The organism is Parabacteroides leei (assembly GCF_023369805.1).
Lineage (GTDB): Bacteria > Bacteroidota > Bacteroidia > Bacteroidales > Tannerellaceae > Parabacteroides > Parabacteroides leei.
On sequence record NZ_JAMBQG010000018.1, the window covers coordinates 104,461 to 121,595 of the forward strand.

Below are 17,135 nucleotides of genomic sequence, written 5' to 3' on the forward strand. Positions count from 1 at the left end.
AAAAAAGATGGCAACAAAAGCTGACGAACAATTAAAATATACCAGAAACATCGGTATCATGGCGCACATCGATGCAGGAAAGACTACGACTTCAGAGCGTATCCTTTTCTACACAGGTCTGACTCACAAGATTGGTGAAGTTCACGACGGTGCTGCAACTATGGACTGGATGGAGCAGGAACAGGAACGTGGTATCACTATCACTTCTGCTGCTACAACTACTTTCTGGAATTACGCTAATGATAAATATAAAATCAACTTGATTGACACCCCGGGGCACGTGGACTTTACTGTTGAAGTAGAGCGTTCACTGCGTATTCTGGATGGTGCCGTTGCTGCATTCTGTGCTGTTGGTGGTGTAGAACCCCAATCAGAAACAGTTTGGCGTCAGGCTGACAAATATAATGTACCCAGAATTGGTTATGTAAACAAAATGGACCGTTCCGGCGCAAACTTCTTTGAAGTAGTTCGTCAGGTGAAGGCTGTATTAGGCGCAAACCCTTGTCCTATTCAGATTCCTATCGGTGCAGAAGAAACTTTCAAAGGTGTAGTTGACCTTGTAACAATGAAAGCTATTCTTTGGCATGATGAAACAATGGGTGCTGAATATTCAATTGAAGAAATTCCGGCAGACCTGAAGGGTGAAGCTGATGAGTGGAGAGACAAGATGCTTGAAACTTTGGCTGAATGCGACGATGCTTTGATGGAAAAATACTTTGATGATCCTTCTACTATCACTGAAGATGAAATCAGAGCTGCTATCCGTAAAGGTACTATCGCTATGCAGATCAATCCGATGATCTGTGGTTCTTCTTTCAAGAATAAAGGTGTTCAGACTCTGTTGAATGCAGTTTGTGCATATCTGCCGAGTCCTGCTGATACAGATGCTATCGAAGGTACAGATCCTAGCGATCCTGATAAAGTAGTCGTTCGTAAACCGTTGTTCGAAGAACCGTTGACTGCACTGGCATTTAAGATTGCAACCGACCCGTATGTAGGCCGCTTGTGCTTCTTCCGTGTATATTCGGGTTCTCTGCTTGCCGGTTCTTATGTTTATAACACTCGTTCAGGTAAGAAAGAACGTATTTCTCGTCTGTTCCAGATGCATTCAAATAAACAGAACCCGATGGAAGCTATCGGTTGTGGTGATATCGGTGCTGGTGTTGGTTTCAAAGATATCCGTACTGGTGATACGCTTTGTGACGAAAATCATCCGATCACACTGGAATCAATGGAATTCCCGGAACCGGTTATCGGTATTGCAGTAGAGCCTAAGACTCAGAAAGACCTGGATAAACTGGGTATGGGATTGGCTAAACTGTCTGAAGAGGATCCTACTTTCCGCGTACAGACTAACGAAGAAACAGGTCAGACTGTAATTAGCGGTATGGGTGAGCTTCACTTGGATATCATCGTTGACCGTCTGCGTCGCGAATTCAAAGTTGAATGTAACCAGGGTAAACCTCAGGTAACTTACAAAGAAGCTATTACCAAATCTGTTGAACTTCGTGAAGTTTATAAGAAACAGTCTGGTGGTCGTGGTAAGTTTGCTGATATCATTGTTCGCGTTGAACCGGCTGATGCTGAATTCGAAGGTACACTGCAGTTCATCGACGAAGTGAAAGGTGGTAACATTCCTAAAGAATTTATCCCTTCAGTACAGAAAGGTTTCGAGAAAGCTATGAAGAACGGTATCCTTGCCGGTTATCCGTTGGATAAACTGAAAGTAACATTGATCGATGGTTCATTCCACCCGGTTGACTCTGACCAGTTGTCTTTCGAAATCGCAGGTATCCAGGCATTCAAGAGCGCTTCTGAAAAGGCAGGTCCTGCTTTGATGGAACCGATCATGCAGATGGAAGTTGTAACTCCGGAAGAAAGCATGGGTGATGTTATCGGTGACTTGAACAAACGTCGCGGACAGGTTGAAGGTATGGAATCAAGCCGTACCGGTGCACGTGTTGTGAAGGCTAAGGTTCCTTTGGCTGAAACATTCGGCTATGTAACAGCTCTGCGTACTATCACTTCAGGTCGTGCAACATCTTCAATGCAGTTCTCTCACTATGCTCAGGTATCTTCTTCTATCGCTAAGCAGGTACTGACAGAAGTACAGGGTCGTGCTGATTTGATCAAATAATTTAGAAACATATATAACAATATGAGCCAAAAGATCAGAATTAAATTAAAGTCTTACGATTATTCTCTGGTAGACAAGTCTGCCGAGAAGATCGTGAAGACGGTAAAGGCTACAGGTGCTGTTGTTAGTGGTCCTATACCTCTGCCTACACACAAGCGTATCTTTACTGTGAACCGCTCAACTTTCGTTAACAAGAAATCTCGCGAGCAGTTCGAACTATCATCTTACAAAAGATTGATAGACATTTACAGCTCAACTGCTAAAACAGTTGACGCATTGATGAAGCTGGAATTACCCAGCGGTGTTGAAGTAGAAATTAAAGTGTGAGTTATTTAAAAATTAAGTGAAATGCCAGGATTATTAGGAAAAAAAATCGGAATGACATCCGTTTTCAGTGCCGAGGGAAAAAATCTTCCATGCACTGTTATCGAAGTGGGTCCTTGTGTTGTTACACAAATTAAGACTATCGAGAAAGATGGCTATGAAGCAGTGCAGATTGGTTTCGAAGACAAAAAGGAGAAACACACTACACAGCCGGAAATGGGCCATTTCAAGAAAGCCGGTGTAGCTCCCAAGAGATACTTGGCCGAGTTCAAGAATTTTGAAACTGCATACAATCTGGGTGATGTAATCACTGTAGATTATCTGGAAGATGCTGGTTTCGTTGATGTAGTGGGTACATCAAAAGGTAAAGGTTTCCAGGGTGTTGTAAAACGTCATGGTTTCGGTGGTGTAGGTCAGACTACTCACGGTCAGCATAACCGCTTGCGTGCTCCCGGTGGTATCGGTGCTTGTTCTTATCCTGCAAAGGTATTTAAGGGCATGCGTATGGCTGGACAGATGGGTAATGAACGTGTAACTGTTCAGAACTTGGAAGTGATCAAGGTAATGCCGGAACACAATCTTTTATTGGTTAAAGGATCTGTTCCAGGAGCAAAAGGTTCAATCGTAATAATTGAAAAGTAATGGAACTGAGCGTATTTAATATTAAAGGTGAAGATACCGGTAGAAAGGTAACTTTGAACGATGCTATCTTCGGCATTGAACCCAATGATCATGCTATTTACTTGGATGTAAAGCAGTATTTGGCTAACCAACGTCAGGGTACTCATAAATCGAAAGAAAGAAGTGAGATCTCTGGTAGTACTCGTAAACTGATCCGCCAGAAAGGTGGAGGTGGTGCACGTCGTGGTGATATCAACTCTCCTGTATTGGTTGGTGGTGCTCGTGTATTCGGTCCGAAACCGAGAGATTATGAGTTCAAGCTGAACAAGAAGGTAAAAGGTCTGGCTCGTAAGTCTGCACTGACTTATAAAGCTACTAATAACGCAATTGTAGTTGTAGAAGATTTCGCTCTGGAAGCTCCTAAGACTAAAGAATTAATAACAATTGCTAAAAACCTGAAAGTGGCTGATAAAAAGTTACTTATGGTTTTACCAGAGAAAAATAATTTTGTATATTTGTCGGCTCGTAATTTAGAGAAGACAAGTGTTATAACAGCTTCTGAATTAAACACATACAAAGTTCTTGATGCAGCCAATTTAGTGCTGACTGAAAGTTCTGTTGCTGTTATAGAAAAACTTTTTAACGCATAAGGAGTAAAGAAATGGGAATTATTATTAAACCTATAGTAACAGAGAAGCAAACAGCGATTACAGAAAAAATGGCTAATCGCTATGGTTTTCGTGTTTCTCCTGATGCCAACAAGTTGGAGATCAAAAAAGCTGTACAGGATATGTATAATGTAACTGTAGTTGATGTTAATACCATCAACTACTCTGGCAAGTTGAAAAGCCGTTATACAAAATCAGGTATTATCAATGGTAAACAGGCAGCTTTTAAGAAGGCAATCGTAACGTTGAAAGAAGGAGAAACAATAGATTTCTTTAGTAATATCTAAAAAAAGAAATGGGAATACGTAAATTAAAGCCCACAACACCGGGGCAGAGACACAAAGTTATTGGTGCATTTGATAAAATCACTGCAAGTACACCAGAGAAGTCTCTTGTGGTAGGTAAGAGCAGTACTGGTGGTCGTAACAACACAGGTAAGATGACAATGCGTTATCTTGGTGGCGGTCACAAACAAAAGTACAGAATTATCGATTTCAAGAGAAATAAAGATGGCATTCCTGCAACAGTAAAGTCTATCGAGTACGATCCAAACCGTACTTCTCGTATCGCTTTATTGTATTATGCTGACGGAGCAAAGAGCTATATCATCGCTCCGAACGGATTGGAAGTTGGCCAGACAGTGGTTTCAGGTAGCGATGCCGCTCCTGAGGTAGGTAATACTTTGCCTATGGCAAATATTCCCGTTGGTACAATTATTCACAATATTGAGCTTCGTCCTGGACAGGGTGCTAAAATGGTACGTTCTGCAGGTGCATTTGCTCAGTTGACTTCTAAAGAAGGCGCTTATGCAATTATTAAGATGCCTTCTGGCGAAACCAGAAAGATTCTTGCTGCATGTAAGGCTACAATTGGTAGTGTAGGTAACTCAGACCATGGTCTTGAAAAATCAGGTAAAGCCGGTCGCTCTAGATGGTTAGGTCGTCGTCCTCACAACCGTGGTGTTGTAATGAACCCGGTTGATCACCCAATGGGTGGTGGTGAAGGTCGTGCTTCCGGAGGTCATCCAAGATCTCGTACAGGCTTGTATGCTAAGGGCTTGAAGACAAGAGCTCCGAAGAAGCATTCTTCAAAGTATATTATTGAAAGAAGAAAGAAATAATCTGATTAATTAAGTAAACTATGAGTCGTTCACTAAAAAAAGGCCCGTATATTAACATCAAGCTGGAAAAGAAAGTCTTGGCTATGAATGAGTCAGGAAAGAAAGCCGTAGTTAAGACATGGGCAAGAGCTTCAATGATTTCGCCTGATTTTGTAGGCCATACTATTGCAGTTCACAATGGAAATAAATTTATTCCTGTTTTTGTAACCGAAAATATGGTAGGTCACAAGTTGGGAGAATTTTCACCAACTCGTACGTTCCGTGGTCACGCCGGTAACAAGAAGAAATAATTATCGGTAGTAACAGGAATTCAGGAATCTGAAAATAAAAAGAATCAATAAAAATGGGTGCTAGAAAAAGAATATCAGCTGAAGCAAGAAAAGAAGCCCAAAAGACCATGTACTTCGCAAAATTGCGTAACGTACCTACTTCTCCGCGTAAGATGCGTCTCGTTGTAGACATGATCCGCGGTATGGAAGTATTCCGTGCACTTGGTGTTTTGAAGTTTTCTAACAAGGAAGCTGCAGCAAGAGTAGAAAAATTGCTTCGTTCAGCAATTGCCAATTGGGAGCAGAAAAATGAACGTAAAGCAGAAACTGGTGAGTTGTTTGTTTCTTCAATCAGCGTAGATTGCGCTACAACATTGAAGAGAATGCGTCCGGCTCCCCAGGGTAGAGGATACAGAATTCGTAAACGTTCGAACCATGTAACCTTGTTTGTTGATACACTTAGTAAAAACGATAGTCAAAATTAATTGTAGATGGGACAAAAAGTTAATCCGGTTAGTAATCGTTTAGGAATCATCCGTGGTTGGGATTCCAATTGGTATGGCGGCAAGAATTACGGAGATACTTTGCTGGAAGATAGCAAAATTCGTAAATATCTGAATGCTCGTCTTGCTAAAGCTAGTGTATCTCGTATCGTTATTGAACGTACGCTTAAGTTGATCACAATAACAGTTTGCACATCACGTCCGGGCATTATCATCGGTAAAGGTGGTCAGGAAGTTGATAAATTGAAAGAAGAGTTGAAAAAGATTACCGACAAAGAAGTTCAGATCAACATCTTTGAGGTAAAAAGACCCGAATTAGACGCAGTCATTGTTGCAAACAATATTGCTCGTCAACTTGAAGGAAAAATTGCTTACCGTCGTGCTATCAAGATGGCTATCGCCTCTACCATGAGAATGGGTGCCGAAGGTATTAAAGTGCAAGTATCTGGTCGTTTGAATGGCGCTGAAATGGCCCGTTCTGAAATGTACAAAGAAGGAAGAACTCCGTTACACACACTGAGAGCAGATATCGATTACGCTTTGGCTGAAGCGTTGACGAAAGTTGGTTTGCTGGGTGTTAAGGTTTGGATCTGCCGTGGTGAAGTTTATGGTAAGAGAGATCTTGCTCCTTCATTCACTGCATCAAAAGATTCAGGTCGCAGAAATGACAATGCCGGCGGCAACAACAGAGGAGATAAGAACTTCAAGAGAAAGAAAGCTAATCGTTAAACGTTAGAATTAAGAAGAGATGTTACAACCAAAGAAAACCAAGTTCAGAAGACAGCAGAAAGGTCGCATGAAGGGCGAAGCTCAACGTGGCAACCAGCTGGCGTTCGGTTCGTTTGGTATAAAAGCGTTAGAGAATAAATGGATTACCGGTCGCCAGATTGAAGCTGCCCGTATCGCGGTAACTCGTTATATGCAACGTCAAGGTCAGGTTTGGGTTCGGATTTTCCCGGATAAACCTATTACAAAGAAACCGGCCGAAGTACGTATGGGTAAAGGTAAAGGTAATCCAGAAGGATTTGTTGCGCCTGTTACTCCAGGTCGTCTTATTTTCGAAATCGAAGGTGTTCCCTTTGATGTTGCAAAAGAAGCATTGCGCTTAGCGGCACAGAAGCTTCCTGTAACAACGAAATTTGTTGTGAGACGTGATTATGATATGGCTAATCAAAATGCGTAATTGTTATGAAGATTGCAGAAATTAGAGAATTAAGCACAAAAGAATTGCTTGAAAGAGTTGATGCTGAGGTTGCTGCCTACGATCAGAAGGTTATTAACCACACTATCTCTCCGACAGACAATCCTGCACAGATTAAACAACAACGCAGGATGATTGCGCGCATGAAAACAGAATTGCGCCAGAGAGAACTTAACAACAAATAATTGAGCCTGATGGAAACTAGAAATTTAAGAAAAGAAAGAACGGGCGTGGTTACTAGCAACAAGATGGAAAAAAGCATCACAGTTGCTATTAAATGGAAGGAAAAACACCCCATTTATGGTAAGTTCGTTAATAAAACGAAGAAATATCATGCTCACGACGAAAAGAACGAGTGTAATATCGGTGATACCGTAAAAATTATGGAGACTCGTCCTTTGAGCAAAACAAAGAGATGGAGATTAGTTCAAATAATCGAAAGAGCTAAGTAACATGATACAACAAGAATCAAGACTAGTAGTAGCAGATAACAGTGGCGCAAAAGAAGCATTATGTATCCGTGTTTTGGGCGGAACAAGAAAACGCTATGCCACTGTTGGGGATGTAATTGTAGTTGCAATTAAGAGTGTAATCCCGTCAAGTGACGTGAAGAAGGGTGCTGTTTCTAAAGCTATCATTGTTCGCACTAAAAAAGAAATCCGTCGCCAGGATGGTTCATACATCCGTTTCGATGATAACGCTTGCGTATTGTTGAATGCCGGTGGTGATATTCGTGGAAGCCGTATCTTCGGTCCGGTTGCCAGAGAACTTCGTGCAACAAATATGAAAATTGTTTCACTTGCACCTGAAGTACTTTAATTCGTAAAATTTAAGGTAATGAGTAAATTACATATCAAAAAAGGCGATATAGTTTTTGTTAATACCGGCGAAGACAAAGGTAAAACAGGTCGTGTTTTACAGGTACTCGTAGATGAGAACCGTGCTATTGTTGAAGGTGTTAATATGGTATCAAAGCATACCAAGCCTAATGCAAAGAATCCGCAAGGAGGAATTGAAAAGAAAGAAGCTCCTATCCATCTTTCTAACCTGAACGTGGTTGATCCTAAATCTGGAAAACCGACACGTATCGGCCGTAAGGAAAATGCAGAAGGTGCTTTAGTTCGTTATTCTAAAAAATCTGGGGAGGAAATTAAGTAATGAGCAATACTGCCAGTCTTAAAAAAGAATATCAGGACAGAATTGTTCCTGCTTTGACGAAAGAGTTCGGTTATAAATCAGTAATGCAGGTTCCCGTACTGAAGAAGATTGTTATCAATCAGGGTTTGGGTATGGCTGCTGCTGATAAGAAGATTATCGATATCGCCATCAGCGAATTGTCTACAATCACTGGTCAAAAGGCCGTTGCGACAGTTTCTAAAAAGGATATCTCTAACTTCAAGTTGCGTAAGAAAATGCCTATCGGTGTAATGGTTACATTGCGTCGTGAACAAATGTATGAGTTCCTGGAAAGATTAGTTCGTATCGCTCTTCCTCGTATTCGTGACTTCAAAGGTATTGAAAGTAAGCTGGATGGTAGAGGTAATTATACTATGGGTATTCAGGAACAAATCATTTTCCCTGAAATAAATATCGATAATATTACCAAAATATTGGGAATGAATATTACCTTTGTGACCTCTGCGAAAACAGATGAGGAAGGGTATGCTCTATTGAGAGAATTTGGGTTGCCTTTTAAAAATGCAAAAAAAGACTAAGTAGTTATGGCTAAGGAATCAATGAAGGCCCGCGAGGTTAAAAGAGCAAAGCTTGTTGAAAAATACGCTGCTAAAAGAGCACAGCTTAAAGCAGAAGGCAACTATGACGCTTTGCAGTCTTTACCTAAAAATGCTTCTCCTGTACGTTTGCACAACCGTTGCAAAATTACAGGTCGTCCGAAAGGGTATGTACGCCAGTTCGGCATTTCACGTATTCAGTTCCGTGAAATGGCATCCAATGGTTTAATACCGGGTGTAAAGAAAGCAAGTTGGTAAGTTTTTTTATTTAAATATTGTCCGGGTGGCCGGATCAATTTAATTCATTTATATATGACAGATCCTATTGCAGATTATTTGACAAGATTGCGTAATGCAATTAAAGCGAAGCACAGAGTTGTTGAAGTGCCGGCGTCAAATTTAAAGAAAGAGATCACTAAGATCCTTTTCGAAAAGGGCTACATTCTTAACTTCAAGTTTGTAGAAGAAGGTCCTCAGGGTACAATTAAGATTGCCCTGAAGTATGACTTGGTAAACAAAGTGAATGCGATCAAGAAGCTTCAGAGAGTTTCTACTCCAGGTTTGCGTAAGTACACTGGTTACAAAGAAATGCCGAGAGTATTGAATGGTTTAGGTATTGCCGTTCTTTCTACTTCTAAGGGTGTGATGACAGACAAAGAAGCCCGCGATTTGAAGATCGGTGGCGAAGTATTATGTTATGTTTATTAATTAGGAGGAAAGAAGAATGTCAAGAATAGGAAAATTACCAATTCATGTGCCAGCCGGTGTAACGGTTACGATTAAGGATAGCGTAGTGACTGTAAAAGGTCCTAAAGGCGAGATGACTCAGGCCGTAAATCCTGATATAAATGTAACTTTGGAAGACGGAGTTATTCATTTAACAAGACCGACAGAAGAAAAGAACCATCGTGCATTACATGGTTTGTATCGTTCTTTGATCAACAATATGGTGATCGGTGTATCTGAAGGATACAAAAAAGAACTGGAATTAGTCGGTGTTGGTTATCGTGTGTCTAACACAGGCCAGCTGTTGGATCTTTCTTTAGGTTATACTCACAACATTTATTTGCAGTTGCCTAAAGAAGTGAAAGTTGAAACGAAGACTGAGAGAAATAAGAATCCTCTTATTATCCTTGAATCAGCTGATAAGCAATTAATAGGTCAGATTTGTGCAAAGATTCGTTCATTCAGAATGCCGGAACCGTATAAAGGTAAAGGTATTAAGTTCGTGGGTGAAGAAATTCGCAGAAAGTCTGGTAAATCAGCAGGTAAGTAATCTACGTAAACTGAAATTATCATGACAACGAAGGAAGAAAGAAGATTAAAAATAAAACGAGGTATACGTGGCAAAGTTTCAGGAACTCCTGAATGCCCGCGCCTTACTGTGTTTAGAAGCAACAAGCAGATCTATGCACAGGTTATAGATGATACTACAGGTAAAACTTTGGCTGCTGCTTCATCTTTGAAATTAGATGTTAAGGCTCCTAAGAAAGAAATCGCTGCCAAAGTTGGTGAACTGATCGCTAAAGGTGCTCAGGAAGCTGGTGTTCAGGCTGTTGTTTTCGACCGTAACGGTTACCTGTATCACGGAAGAATTAAAGAATTAGCTGATGCTGCACGTAACGGCGGCCTTAAATTTTAATGAAGATGGCAGGAGTTAATAATAGAGTTAAATCGACCAACGACTTAGAGTTGAAGGACAGATTAGTTGCAATCAACCGCGTAACTAAAGTAACAAAGGGTGGACGTACTTTTAGTTTTGCTGCTATTGTAGTAGTAGGAAACGAAGATGGTATCATCGGTTGGGGCTTAGGTAAAGCTGGTGAAGTAACGACAGCTATCGCTAAAGGTGTAGAAGCTGCTAAAAAGAATTTAATCAAGGTTCCTGTTCATAAAGGTACTATTCCTCACGAACAGCTTGCTAAATTTGGTGGTGCACAAGTTTTGATTAAGCCTGCATCTCACGGTACCGGTGTTAAAGCTGGTGGTGCTATGCGTGCTGTATTGGAAAGTGTTGGTATTACTGACGTTTTGGCAAAGTCAAAAGGTTCTTCAAACCCTCACAACTTAGTAAAAGCTACTATTGCTGCTTTGGGTGAATTGAGAAGTCCGTTTGTGGTTGCTCAGAACAGAGGTATTTCTGTTGAAAAAGTGTTTAGAGGTTAATTAGGGAGGAAAAATTATGGCGACTATTAAAATTAAACAAGTTAAGAGTAGAATTAAGTGCCCGAAAGACCAGAAAAGAACACTCGATGCACTGGGCCTGACAAAGTTGAACCGTGTGGTAGAACATGAAGCTACTCCGGCTATCTTGGGTATGGTTGAGAAAGTGAAACATTTGGTTTCAGTAGAAAAGTAATAATTGGTTGAAAAAATAAATTATACGATATGAACTTATCAAATTTAAAACCTGCTGAAGGATCTACTAAGACCAGAAAAAGAATCGGCCGTGGTCCGGGTTCAGGATTAGGAGGTACTTCAACAAGAGGTCATAAAGGAGCAAAGTCTAGATCTGGTTATTCAAGAAAGATTGGATTTGAAGGTGGTCAGATGCCAATTCAGAGACGTTTGCCTAAATTTGGTTTCAAGAATATTAACCGCGTAGAATATAAAGCTATCAATCTCGCAACATTACAGTTAATGGCTGAATCTCAGAACTTAACTAAGATTGGTGTAAATGAATTGATCGAAGCTGGTTTTATTTCTGCATCTCAACTGGTTAAAATTCTTGGTAATGGTAGCCTGACTGCTAAATTAGAAGTTGAAGCTCACGCTTTCTCTAAGAGTGCAGAAGCTGCTATTCAAGCCGCAGGTGGAACTGTTGTTAAACTCTAAGTCATGAGAGCAGTTGAAACAATAAAAAATATCTGGAAGATTGAGGATCTGAGAAATCGGATCCTCACCACTCTTTTATTGGTGGCTATATATCGCTTCGGAACGTATGTAGTACTTCCTGGTATTGATCCTCAAGCGTTAACCGCTTTACAGGCGCAGACAAGAGGCGGATTGCTTGCACTGTTGGATATGTTTTCAGGTGGTGCATTCTCTAATGCTTCTATTTTTGCATTGGGTATTATGCCTTATATTTCCGCTTCAATTGTTATGCAGTTGTTAGCCATCGCAGTTCCTTCTTTTCAGAAACTACAGAGAGAAGGTGAGAGTGGTCGTAGAAAGATCAACCAATGGACTCGTTATCTGACAGTAGCTATCCTGTTATTTCAGGGACCGACATACCTTGTGAACTTAAGTGTTCAGCTAAAGGCCGCCGGTGCAGCTTTACCTCCGGGTATCTGGTTTACAATTTCTTCTACTATTATTCTGGCTGCAGGAAGTATGTTTATCTTATGGCTAGGTGAAAGAATTACAGATAAAGGTGTTGGAAATGGTATTTCATTTATCATTTTGATTGGTATCATAGCCCGTCTGCCGCATTCATTGTTCCAGGAATTTATTTCAAGAACAAGTGAAAAAACTGGTGGTCTGGTTATGTTCTTGTTTGAAATGCTGTTTCTTTTACTTGTTATTGCCGGTGCTATTTTATTGGTTCAGGGAACTCGTAAAGTACCCGTACAGTATGCAAAAAGAATTATAGGTAACAAACAGTATGGTGGTGCAAGACAGTATATTCCTTTAAAGGTAAATGCTGCTAACGTTATGCCTATCATCTTTGCTCAGGCAATTATGTTTATACCTATTTCTATTGTTGGATTCTCAAGCACTGGTGATCAGAGTGGTTTTTGGGCTGCATTTATGGATAATACCGGTTTCTGGTATAATTTCACTTTTGCGGTATTGATTATCCTCTTTACTTATTTCTATACAGCTATCACAATCAATCCGACGCAGATGGCTGATGATTTGAAGAGAAACAATGGATTTATTCCGGGTGTTAAGCCGGGAAAAAGTACCAAGGACTATCTGGATACAATCATGGACCGTATTACTCTTCCCGGGGCATTCTTTTTGGCATTAGTAGCAATTATGCCTGCTTTTGCAAGAATCGCTGGTGTGAGTATGGAGTTCTCTCAGTTCTTTGGAGGAACATCTTTGTTGATTTTGGTTGGTGTAGTGTTAGATACATTACAGCAGGTCGAAAGTCATTTGTTGATGCGTCATTATGACGGTTTGTTGAAGTCAGGAAGAATTAAAGGACGTTCAGGCTCTGTAGCCGCTTATTAATAGAATGATCTATTTAAAGACAGATGAAGAAATCGAGTTGATGCGTTCGGCTAACCAGTTGGTTGGTCAGACACTGGGAGAGTTAGCTAAACATATCGCTCCCGGAGTAACAACTCTTCAACTCGATAAGATTGCTGAAGAATTCATTAGGGATAATGGAGCTGTTCCTGCCTTTTTAGGGTATGGTGGTTTTCCTAATTCAATATGTGCTTCTGTAAATGAACAGGTTGTGCATGGTATTCCTTCCTCGAAGACTATTTTAAAGGAAGGCGACGTCATATCGGTTGACTGTGGTACTATATTGAATGGTTTTGTTGGAGATTCAGCCTATACGTTTTGTGTAGGGGAGGTTTCTCCGGAAGTAAAGAAATTGTTGAAGACAACAAAGGAATCTCTTTACTTGGGAATTCAACAAGCTGTAGAAGGAAAACGCATTGGGGATGTCAGTAATGCAGTACAAAAATATTGTGAATCGAACGGTTACTCTGTTGTCAGAGAATTGGTAGGACATGGTATTGGACGTAAAATGCATGAAGAACCTGAAGTACCGAATTATGGCAGATATGGTTGTGGACCTTTGTTACGTAGTGGAATGTGCATATGCATTGAACCTATGATTAATATGGGAAGCAAAAATGTAGTTTTTGAAAAGGACGGTTGGACAGTACGGACTAAAGATAGAAAATGTTCTGCTCATTTTGAACATTGCATTGCTATCAGACCTGATGGACCACAAATCCTCTCTTCATTTAAGTTTTTAGAAGAAGTTTTAGGAAGTAACGCAATTTAATTTGATCTATATGGCTAAACAAGCAGCTATTGAACAAGATGGAGTAATTATTGAAGCATTGTCGAATGCAATGTTTCGTGTAGAATTAGAGAACGGACATGAGCTTACCGCTCACATTTCAGGAAAGATGCGTATGCATTATATCAAAATCCTTCCTGGTGACAAGGTTAGAGTCGAAATGTCTCCGTATGATTTATCAAAAGGTAGAATTGCTTTTAGATATAAATAAAAATAACTAGATATGAAAGTAAGAGCATCTTTAAAGAAGCGTACCCCGGAATGTAAAATTGTAAGAAGAAAGGGTCGCTTATACGTAATTAACAAGAAAAATCCTAAGTATAAACAACGTCAGGGATAATTTATTATTTTTGCAAAATAATTATTAGTAAGTAATATGGCTATAAGAATAGTTGGTGTAGACTTGCCACAAAATAAAAGAGGAGAAATCGCTTTGACTTATATCTACGGTATCGGTCGGAGTGCTTCAAAATCTATTTTAGAGAAAGCAGGTATTGATCGTGATATCAAAGTAAAAGACTGGACAGATGATCAAGCTGCAAAAGTACGTGAAGTCATTGGCGCTGAGTACAAGGTAGAAGGTGATCTTCGTTCAGAAGTTCAGCTTAACATTAAACGTCTGATGGATATCGGATGTTACAGAGGTGTTCGTCACCGTATTGGATTACCATTGAGAGGTCAGAGTACAAAAAACAATGCTCGTACTCGTAAGGGTAAGAAGAAAACTGTTGCAAATAAGAAAAAAGCTACTAAATAATAAGAGTTGATATGGCAAAAAAAACAGTCGCAGCAAAGAAGAGAAACGTAAAAGTTGACGCTTACGGTCAAGCTCATATTCATTCTTCTTTTAATAACATTATTGTGTCTCTTGCCAATAGCGAAGGTCAAGTTATTAGCTGGTCTTCTGCAGGTAAGATGGGATTCAGAAGTTCTAAAAAGAACACTCCGTATGCCGCTCAGATGGCAGCACAAGATTGTGCTAAGGTAGCTTATGATCTTGGTTTGAGAAAAGTAAAAGTATTCGTAAAAGGACCGGGTAATGGACGTGAGTCTGCTATCAGAACTATTCATGGTGCAGGAATTGAAGTAACAGAAATCGTTGACGTTACTCCGCTGCCTCACAATGGTTGTCGTCCTCCGAAAAAGAGAAGAGTATAATTAACTATAGTTTCTTGAACATTGAATCCGGAATTGTGAATAGATTGCATAAAGACCTTATCCTCTCTGTAATCGCGGCTGCACGGTTCCAGATTCAGACAGAAAAATTAAAACAATAAAAAAATGGCAAGATATACTGGACCAAAAACAAGAATTGCCCGTAAGTTTGGTGAAGCCATATTCGGACCGGATAAAGTTCTATCTAAAAAGAACTATCCTCCCGGACAGCATGGTAATGCCAGAAAGAGAAAAACTTCTGAGTACGGAATTCAGCTTCGCGAGAAGCAAAAAGCAAAATACACTTATGGTGTATTGGAAAAACAATTTAGAAACCTGTTTGAAAAAGCACAGCGTTCAAAAGGTATTACCGGTGAAGTTCTACTTCAGTTACTGGAAGGCCGTCTGGACAATGTAGTTTTCCGTTTGGGGATGGCTCCTACAAGAGCAGCTGCCCGCCAGTTGGTTTCTCACCGTCACATCACAGTGGATGGTAAGGTTGTAAATATTCCTTCTTACTCTTTGAAACCCGGTCAGATCGTTGGTGTTAGAGAAAAATCCAAGTCTTTGGAAGTGATTGCTGATGCATTGTCAGGATTCAATCACAGCAAATATCCTTGGATTGAGTGGGATCAGTCTTCTTTAAGCGGAAAATTACTGCATCTGCCGGAAAGAACTGACATTCCTGAAAACATTAAAGAGCAGTTGATCGTAGAATTGTATTCTAAATAATAATTGATTTCCATGGCGATATTAGCATTTCAAAAACCCGATAAAGTATTAATGTTGGAAGCGGACAATTTCTTCGGAAAGTTTGAATTTCGTCCGTTGGAACCCGGCTATGGTATTACTATAGGTAATGCTCTGCGCCGTATTCTCCTGTCGTCGCTTGAAGGTTTTGCTATTACATCCATTAAGATCGAAGGGGTTGACCATGAATTTGGTACAATCCCCGGTGTTATTGAAGATGTAACAAACATTATCTTGAACTTGAAACAGGTACGGTTCAAGCATATTGTAGACGACATAGAGAATGAAAAAGTAAGTATTACTGTTTCGGGTTCGGAAGTGTTCAAAGCCGGTGATATAGGTAAACAGCTGACCGGATTCGAAGTATTGAATCCTGACCTGGTTATTTGCCGTTTGGATCCGAACGCTAGTTTCCAGATTGAATTAACGATAAATAAAGGACGCGGATATGTACCCGCTGACGAAAACAGAGATCCGAATGCAGACGTTCACGTGATTGCTATCGACTCTATTTACACTCCTATACGTAACGTTAAGTATTCAATCGAGAACTTCCGTGTTGAGCAAAAGACGGACTACGAAAAGTTGGTTCTTGAAATAGCCACAGATGGTTCTATTCATCCGAAGGAAGCGTTGAAAGAAGCTGCTAAAATTCTGATTCATCATTTTATGTTGTTTTCAGATGAAAAGATTGCGATCGAGACAGTTGATACTGACGGCAATGAAGAATTCGATGAAGAAGTACTTCACATGCGCCAGTTGCTTAAGAGCAAGTTAGCAGATATGGATCTTTCCGTTCGTGCATTGAATTGCTTGAAAGCTGCAGATGTTGAAACATTAGGTGAACTGGTTAAGTTCAACAAGAATGATTTGTTGAAATTCCGTAACTTCGGTAAGAAGTCGCTCACTGAACTTGATGAACTGCTTGAAAGCTTGAACCTTTCATTCGGTATGGATATCACGAAATATAAATTAGATAAAGAGTAAGTAAAGCGATGAGACATAATAAAAAATTCAATCATTTAGGTCGTACGAATACTCACCGTGAAGCAATGCTGTCTAATATGGCTTCTTCTTTGATCAAGCATAAGAGAATCTTTACGACAACAGCAAAAGCGAAAGCGCTTCGTAAGTTTGTTGAACCTCTGATCACTAAATGTAAAGAGGATACAACTCACTCAAGACGTATCGTATTCAGTACATTACAGGATAAAAATGCTGTAACAGAACTTTTCAAAGAAGTAGCTCAGAAAATCGGTGATCGTCCGGGTGGTTATACCAGAATCATTAAGACTGGTAACCGTTTAGGTGACAACGCTGCAATGTGCTTCATTGAATTAGTTGACTATAACGAAAACATGTTGAAAGAAACAACAGCTGCAAAAACTACGAAAACAAGACGTTCTCGTAAAAAATCTACAGCTGCTGAAACTGCTCCGGTTGCTGAAGCACCTGCTGCAGAAACAACAGAAGAAAAAGTTGCAGAATAATTTCTGTAACTTATATATAATAAAAACAGCCGGCATTTATATGTCGGCTGGGGACTATCCACAATTTTGTGTAAATTCAAAACTACAGGAACCGAATCCGGGTTTAAACCCGGATTCGGTTTTCAAATATAGTCAAAAACTGATTAAAAATCAGTCCCCAGTTCCATATGGGTTGAT

Annotated in this window: 31 protein-coding genes; all 31 read left to right on the top strand. The window is 40.1% G+C overall.

The features are described from left to right. Positions 1-7 precede the first annotated feature (7 nt). The 31 genes from fusA to rplQ all read left to right on the top strand — a co-directional run bounded on the left by fusA (position 8) and on the right by rplQ (position 16,958). Positions 8-2,137 (top strand): elongation factor G, encoded by a 2,130-nt coding sequence (gene fusA / locus M1P97_RS21005; RefSeq protein ID WP_195373287.1) that lies wholly within the window; start codon positions 8-10, stop codon positions 2,135-2,137. 21 nt (positions 2,138-2,158) lie between these two features. Then, entirely contained in the window at positions 2,159-2,464 is a 306-nt protein-coding gene (rpsJ, locus tag M1P97_RS21010) for a 30S ribosomal protein S10 (RefSeq protein ID WP_005634728.1), read from the top strand. 21 nt (positions 2,465-2,485) lie between these two features. Beyond that, the gene (gene rplC / locus M1P97_RS21015; protein ID WP_075558844.1) at positions 2,486-3,103 is read left to right on the top strand and encodes a 50S ribosomal protein L3; all 618 of its coding nucleotides are present in this window, start codon (positions 2,486-2,488) and stop codon (positions 3,101-3,103) included. Further along, entirely contained in the window at positions 3,103-3,732 is a 630-nt protein-coding gene (rplD, locus tag M1P97_RS21020) for a 50S ribosomal protein L4 (RefSeq protein WP_195373286.1), read from the top strand. Before rplC ends, rplD begins: the two co-directional genes overlap by 1 nt. A gap of 11 nt (positions 3,733-3,743) precedes the next feature. Further along, on the top strand, positions 3,744-4,037 hold the full coding sequence (rplW, locus tag M1P97_RS21025) for a 50S ribosomal protein L23 (RefSeq protein WP_075558842.1): 294 nt from the start codon (positions 3,744-3,746) through the stop codon (positions 4,035-4,037). An 8-nt stretch (positions 4,038-4,045) separates the two neighbouring features. Continuing rightward, positions 4,046-4,870 carry a 50S ribosomal protein L2 gene (gene rplB, locus M1P97_RS21030; RefSeq protein WP_009859543.1) on the top strand — a complete coding sequence of 275 codons (825 nt, stop codon included), beginning with the start codon at positions 4,046-4,048 and terminating at the stop codon, positions 4,868-4,870. Positions 4,871-4,890: 20 nt separating this feature from the next. Next, entirely contained in the window at positions 4,891-5,160 is a 270-nt protein-coding gene (gene rpsS, locus M1P97_RS21035) for a 30S ribosomal protein S19 (protein WP_028730655.1), read from the top strand. Between the two features lie 53 nt (positions 5,161-5,213). After that, the gene (rplV, locus tag M1P97_RS21040; protein WP_009859542.1) at positions 5,214-5,624 is read left to right on the top strand and encodes a 50S ribosomal protein L22; all 411 of its coding nucleotides are present in this window, start codon (positions 5,214-5,216) and stop codon (positions 5,622-5,624) included. A 6-nt stretch (positions 5,625-5,630) separates the two neighbouring features. Continuing rightward, positions 5,631-6,371 carry a 30S ribosomal protein S3 gene (rpsC, locus tag M1P97_RS21045; protein WP_028730656.1) on the top strand — a complete coding sequence of 247 codons (741 nt, stop codon included), beginning with the start codon at positions 5,631-5,633 and terminating at the stop codon, positions 6,369-6,371. A gap of 19 nt (positions 6,372-6,390) precedes the next feature. Next, the gene (rplP, locus tag M1P97_RS21050) at positions 6,391-6,825 is read left to right on the top strand and encodes a 50S ribosomal protein L16 (RefSeq protein WP_028730657.1); all 435 of its coding nucleotides are present in this window, start codon (positions 6,391-6,393) and stop codon (positions 6,823-6,825) included. A gap of 5 nt (positions 6,826-6,830) precedes the next feature. Next, complete coding sequence (gene rpmC / locus M1P97_RS21055) at positions 6,831-7,028, top strand: 50S ribosomal protein L29 (RefSeq protein ID WP_075558840.1); 198 nt, start codon at positions 6,831-6,833, stop codon at positions 7,026-7,028. Positions 7,029-7,037: 9 nt separating this feature from the next. Further along, complete coding sequence (gene rpsQ, locus M1P97_RS21060) at positions 7,038-7,295, top strand: 30S ribosomal protein S17 (RefSeq protein WP_028730658.1); 258 nt, start codon at positions 7,038-7,040, stop codon at positions 7,293-7,295. Position 7,296: 1 nt separating this feature from the next. Further along, complete coding sequence (rplN, locus tag M1P97_RS21065; RefSeq protein ID WP_046146311.1) at positions 7,297-7,662, top strand: 50S ribosomal protein L14; 366 nt, start codon at positions 7,297-7,299, stop codon at positions 7,660-7,662. Positions 7,663-7,680: 18 nt separating this feature from the next. Beyond that, positions 7,681-8,001: a 50S ribosomal protein L24 gene (rplX, locus tag M1P97_RS21070; protein ID WP_075558839.1), complete on the top strand. Its 321-nt coding sequence runs from the start codon at positions 7,681-7,683 to the stop codon at positions 7,999-8,001. Then, positions 8,001-8,558 carry a 50S ribosomal protein L5 gene (gene rplE / locus M1P97_RS21075; protein WP_010800552.1) on the top strand — a complete coding sequence of 186 codons (558 nt, stop codon included), beginning with the start codon at positions 8,001-8,003 and terminating at the stop codon, positions 8,556-8,558. The genes rplX and rplE overlap by 1 nt, the downstream gene beginning before the upstream one ends. Before the next feature lie 6 nt (positions 8,559-8,564). Beyond that, complete coding sequence (gene rpsN / locus M1P97_RS21080; protein WP_028730661.1) at positions 8,565-8,834, top strand: 30S ribosomal protein S14; 270 nt, start codon at positions 8,565-8,567, stop codon at positions 8,832-8,834. Between the two features lie 54 nt (positions 8,835-8,888). Beyond that, positions 8,889-9,284 carry a 30S ribosomal protein S8 gene (gene rpsH / locus M1P97_RS21085; RefSeq protein WP_028730662.1) on the top strand — a complete coding sequence of 132 codons (396 nt, stop codon included), beginning with the start codon at positions 8,889-8,891 and terminating at the stop codon, positions 9,282-9,284. Between the two features lie 16 nt (positions 9,285-9,300). Continuing rightward, positions 9,301-9,852 carry a 50S ribosomal protein L6 gene (gene rplF, locus M1P97_RS21090; RefSeq protein ID WP_075558838.1) on the top strand — a complete coding sequence of 184 codons (552 nt, stop codon included), beginning with the start codon at positions 9,301-9,303 and terminating at the stop codon, positions 9,850-9,852. Positions 9,853-9,873: 21 nt separating this feature from the next. Further along, positions 9,874-10,218: a 50S ribosomal protein L18 gene (gene rplR / locus M1P97_RS21095; protein ID WP_028730664.1), complete on the top strand. Its 345-nt coding sequence runs from the start codon at positions 9,874-9,876 to the stop codon at positions 10,216-10,218. Positions 10,219-10,223: 5 nt separating this feature from the next. Continuing rightward, a complete protein-coding gene (gene rpsE / locus M1P97_RS21100) occupies positions 10,224-10,742 on the top strand; it encodes a 30S ribosomal protein S5 (protein WP_075560128.1) in 519 nt (172 codons plus the stop codon). 16 nt (positions 10,743-10,758) lie between these two features. Then, positions 10,759-10,935, top strand: a complete 177-nt coding sequence (gene rpmD, locus M1P97_RS21105) for a 50S ribosomal protein L30 (protein ID WP_009859531.1) — start codon at positions 10,759-10,761, stop codon at positions 10,933-10,935. 29 nt (positions 10,936-10,964) lie between these two features. Then, entirely contained in the window at positions 10,965-11,411 is a 447-nt protein-coding gene (gene rplO, locus M1P97_RS21110) for a 50S ribosomal protein L15 (protein WP_195373285.1), read from the top strand. Positions 11,412-11,414: 3 nt separating this feature from the next. Then, positions 11,415-12,755, top strand: coding sequence for a preprotein translocase subunit SecY (gene secY / locus M1P97_RS21115; protein WP_075558836.1), 1,341 nt, complete (start codon positions 11,415-11,417; stop codon positions 12,753-12,755). 4 nt (positions 12,756-12,759) lie between these two features. Further along, positions 12,760-13,545, top strand: coding sequence for a type I methionyl aminopeptidase (gene map, locus M1P97_RS21120; protein WP_195373284.1), 786 nt, complete (start codon positions 12,760-12,762; stop codon positions 13,543-13,545). A 10-nt stretch (positions 13,546-13,555) separates the two neighbouring features. Continuing rightward, positions 13,556-13,774 carry a translation initiation factor IF-1 gene (infA, locus tag M1P97_RS21125; RefSeq protein WP_028730670.1) on the top strand — a complete coding sequence of 73 codons (219 nt, stop codon included), beginning with the start codon at positions 13,556-13,558 and terminating at the stop codon, positions 13,772-13,774. Positions 13,775-13,786: 12 nt separating this feature from the next. Continuing rightward, on the top strand, positions 13,787-13,903 hold the full coding sequence (gene ykgO / locus M1P97_RS21130; protein WP_005645768.1) for a type B 50S ribosomal protein L36: 117 nt from the start codon (positions 13,787-13,789) through the stop codon (positions 13,901-13,903). A gap of 36 nt (positions 13,904-13,939) precedes the next feature. Then, a complete protein-coding gene (rpsM, locus tag M1P97_RS21135; RefSeq protein ID WP_195373283.1) occupies positions 13,940-14,320 on the top strand; it encodes a 30S ribosomal protein S13 in 381 nt (126 codons plus the stop codon). 11 nt (positions 14,321-14,331) lie between these two features. After that, positions 14,332-14,721, top strand: coding sequence for a 30S ribosomal protein S11 (gene rpsK / locus M1P97_RS21140; RefSeq protein ID WP_005634781.1), 390 nt, complete (start codon positions 14,332-14,334; stop codon positions 14,719-14,721). Between the two features lie 123 nt (positions 14,722-14,844). Then, positions 14,845-15,450 carry a 30S ribosomal protein S4 gene (gene rpsD, locus M1P97_RS21145; protein WP_075558834.1) on the top strand — a complete coding sequence of 202 codons (606 nt, stop codon included), beginning with the start codon at positions 14,845-14,847 and terminating at the stop codon, positions 15,448-15,450. Between the two features lie 12 nt (positions 15,451-15,462). Further along, entirely contained in the window at positions 15,463-16,455 is a 993-nt protein-coding gene (locus M1P97_RS21150) for a DNA-directed RNA polymerase subunit alpha (protein WP_028730672.1), read from the top strand. 8 nt (positions 16,456-16,463) lie between these two features. After that, complete coding sequence (gene rplQ / locus M1P97_RS21155; protein ID WP_195373282.1) at positions 16,464-16,958, top strand: 50S ribosomal protein L17; 495 nt, start codon at positions 16,464-16,466, stop codon at positions 16,956-16,958. The last annotated feature ends 177 nt before the right edge of the window (positions 16,959-17,135 follow it).